This is a genomic window from Gammaproteobacteria bacterium (assembly GCA_037388465.1).
Lineage (GTDB): Bacteria > Pseudomonadota > Gammaproteobacteria > SpSt-1174 > SpSt-1174 > JARRKE01.
In genome coordinates, this window is the sequence record JARRKE010000010.1 from 39012 (window position 1) to 45337 (window position 6326).

Consider the following 6326-nt stretch of genomic DNA (forward strand, 5'->3'; position numbering starts at 1 on the left):
TCAGATTTATGACCGGATCAGGAAAGCGTGGTTTCGGCCAAGCCGGCCCGCTTGACGGTCTCATCCAGCGTCTTGAGCACCTCGAGCAGCGCCTCCATCCGCTCCAGAGGCCAGGCGTTCGGGCCGTCGCTGAGGGCCTGGTCGGGATCGGGATGGGTTTCCATGAACAGGCCGGAGATGCCGGCGGCGACCGCGGCCCGCGCCAGCACGGGCACATGCTCGCGCTGTCCGCCGGAGCGCGTCCCCTGCCCGCCGGGCAGCTGCACCGAATGGGTGGCGTCGAATACCACCGGGCAACCGGTCTCGCGCATCACCGCCAGACCGCGCATGTCGGAAACCAGGTTGTTGTAGCCGAAGGTATAGCCGCGCTCGCAGACCATCAGGTCGTCGTTGCCGGCCTCGCGGGCCTTGTCGACCACGTTGCCCATGTCCCAGGGCGCCAGGAACTGGCCCTTCTTGATGTTCACCGGCTTCATCTGGCGCGCGACGTTCTGGATGAAGTTGGTCTGCCGGCACAGAAAGGCGGGCGTCTGCAGCACGTCGACGACGGAGGCCACTTCTTCCAGCGGCGTATCCTCGTGCACGTCGGTAAGCACCGGCACGCCGATCTGCTCGCGCACCGTTTCCAGAATCCGCAGCCCCTCCTCCATGCCCGGACCCCGGAAGCTCTTGCTGGAGGAACGGTTGGCCTTGTCGAACGAGGATTTATAAATGAAAGGAATGCCGAGGCGAGCCGTCAGTTCCTTGAGCTGGCCGGCGGTTTCCAGCGCCAGCGCCTCGCTTTCGATCACGCAGGGGCCGGCAATCAGAAACAAAGGTTGATCGAGGCCCACCTCGAAACCGCATAACTTCATGCGACGTCCGCCTTGTTCATCTTGTCGTGCTGCAGGCGCGCGGCGCGGACGAAACCGGAGAACAGCGGGTGCCCGTCGCGCGGCGTCGAGGTGAATTCCGGATGGAACTGGCAGCCCAGATACCAGGGATGGTCGTGCAGTTCGACCACCTCAACCAGGGTGCCGTCGCTCGACTCGCCGGAGATCACCAGGCCGGCGTCGACGAGCTGCTGGCGATAGGTGTTGTTGAATTCGTAGCGATGGCGATGACGTTCCGTAATCAGCTCGTCACCGTAGCAATTGCGGGCCAGCGTCCCCGGGGCGAGACGGCATTGCTGACCGCCCAGGCGCATGGTGCCGCCCAGGTCGGAATCGGCGGCGCGCTTTTCCACGCTGCCGGAGGCGTCCTGCCATTCGGTAATCAGGGCGATGACCGGATGGGGCGTCTCGGGATCGAATTCCGTGCTGTGCGCCCCTTCGAGCCCGGCCACGTGGCGCGCGAATTCGATCACGGCCACCTGCATGCCGAGGCAGATGCCGAGGTAGGGCACCTTGTTCTCACGTGCGTAGCGCGCGGCGGTGATCTTGCCTTCCACGCCGCGGGTGCCGAAACCGCCGGGCACCAGGATCGCATCGACGTCGGACAGGCAGTCGGTGCCTTCGGACTCGATCTGCTCGGAGTCGATGTACTTGATGTTGACGCGCGTCTTGGAGTTGATGCCGGCGTGGCGCAGGGCCTCGTTCAGCGACTTGTAGGAATCGGTCAGCTCCACGTACTTGCCGACCATGCCGATGGTGACCTCCGCCTCCGGGAACTCCATGGCGTTCACCACGTTCTTCCAGTCGGAAAGATCGGCCGGCTTGACGTCGATGCCCAGCTTGCGCAGCACGATTTCATCCAGCTTCTGGGCATGCAGCCAGAGCGGAATCTTGTAGATGTTATCGACGGTGATCGCCGAGATGACGGCCTTCTCGTCCACGTTGGTGAACAGGGCGATCTTGCGCCGCTCCGTCTCGGGCAGCGGCTGGCCGCTGCGGCACAGCAGGATGTCGGGCTGGATGCCGATGGAGCGCAGTTCCTTCACCGAGTGCTGGGTGGGCTTGGTCTTGAGTTCGCCCGCTTCGGCGATGTACGGCAGCAGCGTCAGGTGGATGAACAGCGCGTTCTGGCGCCCTTCCTCCACGCCCATCTGGCGAATCGCCTCGAGGAACGGCAGCGACTCGATGTCACCCACGGTGCCGCCGATCTCGACCAGGGCGATGTCGGCGTCGTCTGCTCCTTCGCGGATCTTGCGCTTGATCTCGTCGGTAATATGGGGAATGACCTGCACGGTGCCGCCCAGGTAATCGCCGCGCCGCTCCTTGCGGATGACGTCTTCGTAAACCTGACCGGTGGTGAAGTTGTTGCTGCGGCTGGTCTTGATGCGCACGAAGCGCTCATAGTGACCGAGATCCAGGTCGGTCTCGGCCCCGTCCTCGGTGACGAACACCTCGCCGTGCTGGAAAGGACTCATCGTGCCGGGATCGACGTTGATGTAGGGGTCGAGCTTGAGCAGCGTGACCTTGAGTCCGCGCGCCTCGAGGATAGCCCCGAGGGACGCAGCCGCAATACCTTTGCCCAGAGAGGAAACCACCCCTCCGGTGATGAAAACGTAACGTGTCATGAGACCTCGGCGCGCGCGAACGATAAAGAGCGAAGGCGCTGCAAGGATACCAGAGCTCCCTATCACGCTCAATTGGCCAGGCGCAGCAGCAAGGGGCTACACACAATAAAATCAACCGGTTATCCGGTCTATAACATGACTTTGAGCGAAACGCTCAGATTTCCATGCGAATGCCGAGCTCGACCGACCGGCCCGTCGGCAAATGATAAAACTCCGTCGCCCGCTGCGCGTTGCGCGCCATGACGGCATAGAGGCGTTTGCGCCAGGTGGGCATCTCCTCACCCTCCCCGGTCACCACGTAGGTGGAACGATCGGAGTAAAACACCGTGGTCTCCGCCTCCAGGCCGGGAATCAGGTTCTGATCCTGGCACAGCTTCATGGCCACCGAGACGTTCGGGCTCTGCATGAAGCCGTAATAGACATAGAGACGGTAAAACCCGTGGCGCAGCGGCTGGACTTCCAGGCGACCGCTTGCCGGCACGCTGGGGATGTTTTCGTTGATGACGGTCAGCAGAATCACCCGCTCATGCAGCATCTGATTGAGCTTGAGGTGATGCAGCAGACCGCTGGAAACATGATTGCCTCTCGGGGTGAGAAACACGGCCGTGCCGGGCACCCGCTGCGGGTGCCCCTGCTCGAAACTGGCCAGGAAGGCATCGATCGGCATGGTCCGACTGCTGCCGCGCCCTTCCACCAGCCGGCGCCCGCCCGCCCAGGTCGACATCAGCAACAGCACCAGACCGCCGATCACCAGCGGGAACCAGCCGCCCTCGATAATCTTGAACAGGTTCGCCCCGAGGAAGGCCAGGTCGACCGTCAGGAACCCGGCGACGACCAGCAAGGCCAGTGCCGGTGACCAGCGCCAGCGCCGGCGCATGACGAAATACGCCAGGATGGTGGTGATCACCATCGTGGTGCTGACCGCCACGCCGTATGCGCCCGCCAGGTTGCTGGAGGAACCGAAACCGACCACCAGGGATACGGTGGCCACCAGCAGGGCCCAATTGACGAAGGGCACATAGATCTGCCCCATCTCTTGTGACGAGGTCTGGATGATCTCGATGGGCGGCGACTGCCCCATCTGCACCGCCTGGCGGGTCAGGGAAAAGGTGCCGGAAATCACGGCCTGCGAGGCGATCACGGTGGTCACGGTGGCCAGGCCGATCATGGGATAGACCGCCCAGTGCGGCACCAGGTTGTAAAACGGATGATGGACCAGGACGGGATGGTCGAGGATCAACGCCCCCTGACCGAAATAGTTCAGCAGCAACGCGGGCAGCACCAGCCCGAACCAGGCCAGGCGTATCGGCCTGCGGCCGAAATGCCCCATATCGGCGTACAGCGCTTCGCCGCCGGTGACCACCAGAAACACACCGCCCAGCACCAGATACGAGGTGGGCGGATTGTCCAGAAAGAAGCGAACGGCATAAACGGGGTTGATGGCCGTCAGCACATGCGGATTGTGCAGGATGCCGTGCACACCCAGCACGGCCAGGACCACGAACCACAGCAACATGATGGGACCGAACACGGAACCGATGCGCTGGGTGCCGTGCTTCTGGCCCGCGAACAGCAGCACCAGAATCACGATGGTCAGCGGAATCACGAATTCATGCAGACGGGGCTCGGCGACCTTCAGCCCCTCCACCGCGCTCATCACCGAAATCGCCGGCGTGATCATGCCGTCGCCATAGAGCAACGCTGCGCCGAACACCCCCATCAGCAGCAGGACGGACGCGCCTTTGGTCTCCCGCGAACGCCCGCGGCGCAGCAAAGCGATCAGGGCGAGGATGCCGCCTTCCCCCCGGTTGTCGGCCCGCATCACGAAGATCAGATACTTGACCGAGATAACGATGATCAACGCCCAGAAAATGAGCGACAGGACCCCGAGCACGTTGGCGTTGGTAATGGCCACGCCGCCGCTGCCCATAAAGCACTCGCGCAGTGCGTACAACGGGCTGGTGCCGATATCGCCATAGACGATGCCGAGCGCCGTCAGACTCAGGGGGAGTACCGACTTGTGGGGGCGGGCCGGTTCGGCCGAGGCGGCCCTGCTGCGGCCGGTCGAATTGAATGGTGTGTCACTCACGGGCGGAAAGGTCCGGGTACATGGCGTTGAGTTTACCCGGAAAAGCCGGATTAGACCGGGCGATGTCGATTAGTTCAGCCATCCGAGCGGTTTCGATGCGCGAGACTCGTGACGGTTTGACAGGGATACATTATTCTCCAGCAATATCCCGTTGCGAGGTCGATCGCATGCCCCCGTCCCGCATCCCTGCCTGGCTGCTGCTGTTCATGCTCGCGGTTTACGCCCCACCCTTATGGGCCAAGACAGTGGTCGGCTGGGTCGAGCGCGCCAAGGTTTTTTATAACGCCCACACCCTGGAACTGCACGCGAAGATCGACTCCGGCGCCAAGACCTCGTCGCTGAATGCCGACAACCTGGTGCGTTTCGAGAAAGACGGCAAGCCATGGGTGCGCTTTGAAGTGGTCGATGCGCAGGGGGAGCACGTGGTGGTCGAACGGCCGCTGCTGCGCACCGCGAAGGTACGCCGGCACTTCGGCGACACCCAGGTGCGCCCGGTCATCGAACTGGGGCTGTGCCTGGGCGACATCTATGAAGTGACGCAGTTCACCCTCGTCGACCGGACCGGGTTCAACTATCCCCTGCTCGTCGGCCGCCGCTATCTCGACGGCCACTTTCTTATCGATCCCGGCCGCACGCATTTGTCCAAACCCGCCTGCACGCCGGGCAAGTAATGAACCAGCGGCACCTCTACATTCTCGTCACGCTGCTTTGCGCGATTGGCGGCGGACTGTTCCTGTACAAGCATTTCATCCTGGGCTTTCCGCTTTCCCCCGAAACCACCGAGCAAACCTGGCAATACGAGGTACGTATCCGTTTCGACGGCACCGGCGAGGCGGCCAAGATCAGCCTGCACATCCCCACCGGCAACCGATCCCTGGCGGTGCTGGGCGAGGATTTTTTCTCCGGTCGTTTCGGCCTGGGAACGGCGCGGGATACGGACGGTAACCGCGTCGCGCTGTGGACCATCCGCACCGCGAAGGGCCGGCAGACGCTGTTTTACCGGGCCACGCTGCAGCGCCAGGCGAATCGCGAAAGCGCCACGACGACCGCGCCGTCCTCCCCTCCCGCCGTACAGGCGCCCGATTTTTCCGATAGCGAAGCCAAGGCCGCGCAGGCCCTGATGGACCAGGTTCGCGCCCGCTCGGCAGATGCGACGACGCTGGTCACGCAGCTCCTGACGCTGCTGGCGAAACCGGGGCCGGAAACCGCGCTGTTGATCAAACCGCGCGACACGGACGAAACCAGGCTCGACATGGCGGCCCGGCTGCTCGCCCTGGCGGGCCTGCCCGCGCGCGTCGCGCACGGCATCGAACTCTCCTCCCAGAACGCGCAGCCGAAAATCCACGCCTGGCTGGAAGTCTTCATGGGCCGCAGCTGGCAGCTGTTCGACCTGGCCACGCAGCAGCGGGTCTCGCGCTCGCAGGTGCTGGTCATCTGGCGCGGCGCGGGCGGAATCGCGTCCCTGCGCGGCGGCGAACGCCTCGATACCCGCGTGACGCTGACGCCCGGCTCGGAACTCGCCACGCGCATGCTGTACCGCCAGGCCGGTTCGGCGGGGCACTGGCTGCTCGGATTCTCACTGCTCGGCCTGCCCCTGGAGACGCAGCAGGTTTACCGGGTGCTGCTCACGGTGCCGCTCGGTGTACTGGTGCTGGTGCTGCTGCGCAACCTCGTCGGCATCAAGACCTTCGGCACCTTCATGCCGGTCCTGGTCGCCCTGGCCTTTCGCCAGACCGAACT

General features: G+C 63.8%; 5 protein-coding genes. 2 read left to right on the forward strand and 3 right to left on the reverse strand.

What is annotated here, in order from left to right; genetic code table 11:
- Window positions 1-17 precede the first annotated feature (17 nt).
- From kdsA to P8Y64_03590, 3 genes are all read right to left on the reverse strand, one after another.
- Complete coding sequence (kdsA, locus tag P8Y64_03580; GenBank protein MEJ2059560.1) at window positions 18-854, reverse strand: 3-deoxy-8-phosphooctulonate synthase; 837 nt, start codon at window positions 852-854, stop codon at window positions 18-20.
- Complete coding sequence (locus tag P8Y64_03585; protein ID MEJ2059561.1) at window positions 851-2497, reverse strand: CTP synthase; 1647 nt, start codon at window positions 2495-2497, stop codon at window positions 851-853. Before P8Y64_03585 ends, kdsA begins: the two co-directional genes overlap by 4 nt.
- A 154-nt stretch (window positions 2498-2651) precedes the next feature.
- Entirely contained in the window at window positions 2652-4502 is a 1851-nt protein-coding gene (locus tag P8Y64_03590) for a KUP/HAK/KT family potassium transporter (protein ID MEJ2059562.1), read from the reverse strand.
- A gap of 251 nt (window positions 4503-4753) precedes the next feature.
- Between P8Y64_03590 and P8Y64_03595 the strand changes: the two genes are divergently transcribed.
- Both P8Y64_03595 and P8Y64_03600 read left to right on the forward strand, forming a co-directional pair.
- Window positions 4754-5257, forward strand: coding sequence for a RimK/LysX family protein (locus P8Y64_03595; protein ID MEJ2059563.1), 504 nt, complete (start codon window positions 4754-4756; stop codon window positions 5255-5257).
- The coding region (locus tag P8Y64_03600) for a UUP1 family membrane protein (protein MEJ2059564.1) at window positions 5257-6326 on the forward strand (1070 nt) is incomplete at its 3' end. The genes P8Y64_03595 and P8Y64_03600, both read left to right, overlap by 1 nt.

Coding starts and splice junctions, on each gene's coding strand:
- P8Y64_03595 (MEJ2059563.1), top strand. CDS start 4,754: ATGCCCCCGTCCCGCATCCCTGCCTGGCTGCTGCTGTTCATGCTCGCG.
- P8Y64_03585 (MEJ2059561.1), bottom strand. CDS start 2,497: ATGACACGTTACGTTTTCATCACCGGAGGGGTGGTTTCCTCTCTGGGC.
- kdsA (MEJ2059560.1), bottom strand. CDS start 854: ATGAAGTTATGCGGTTTCGAGGTGGGCCTCGATCAACCTTTGTTTCTG.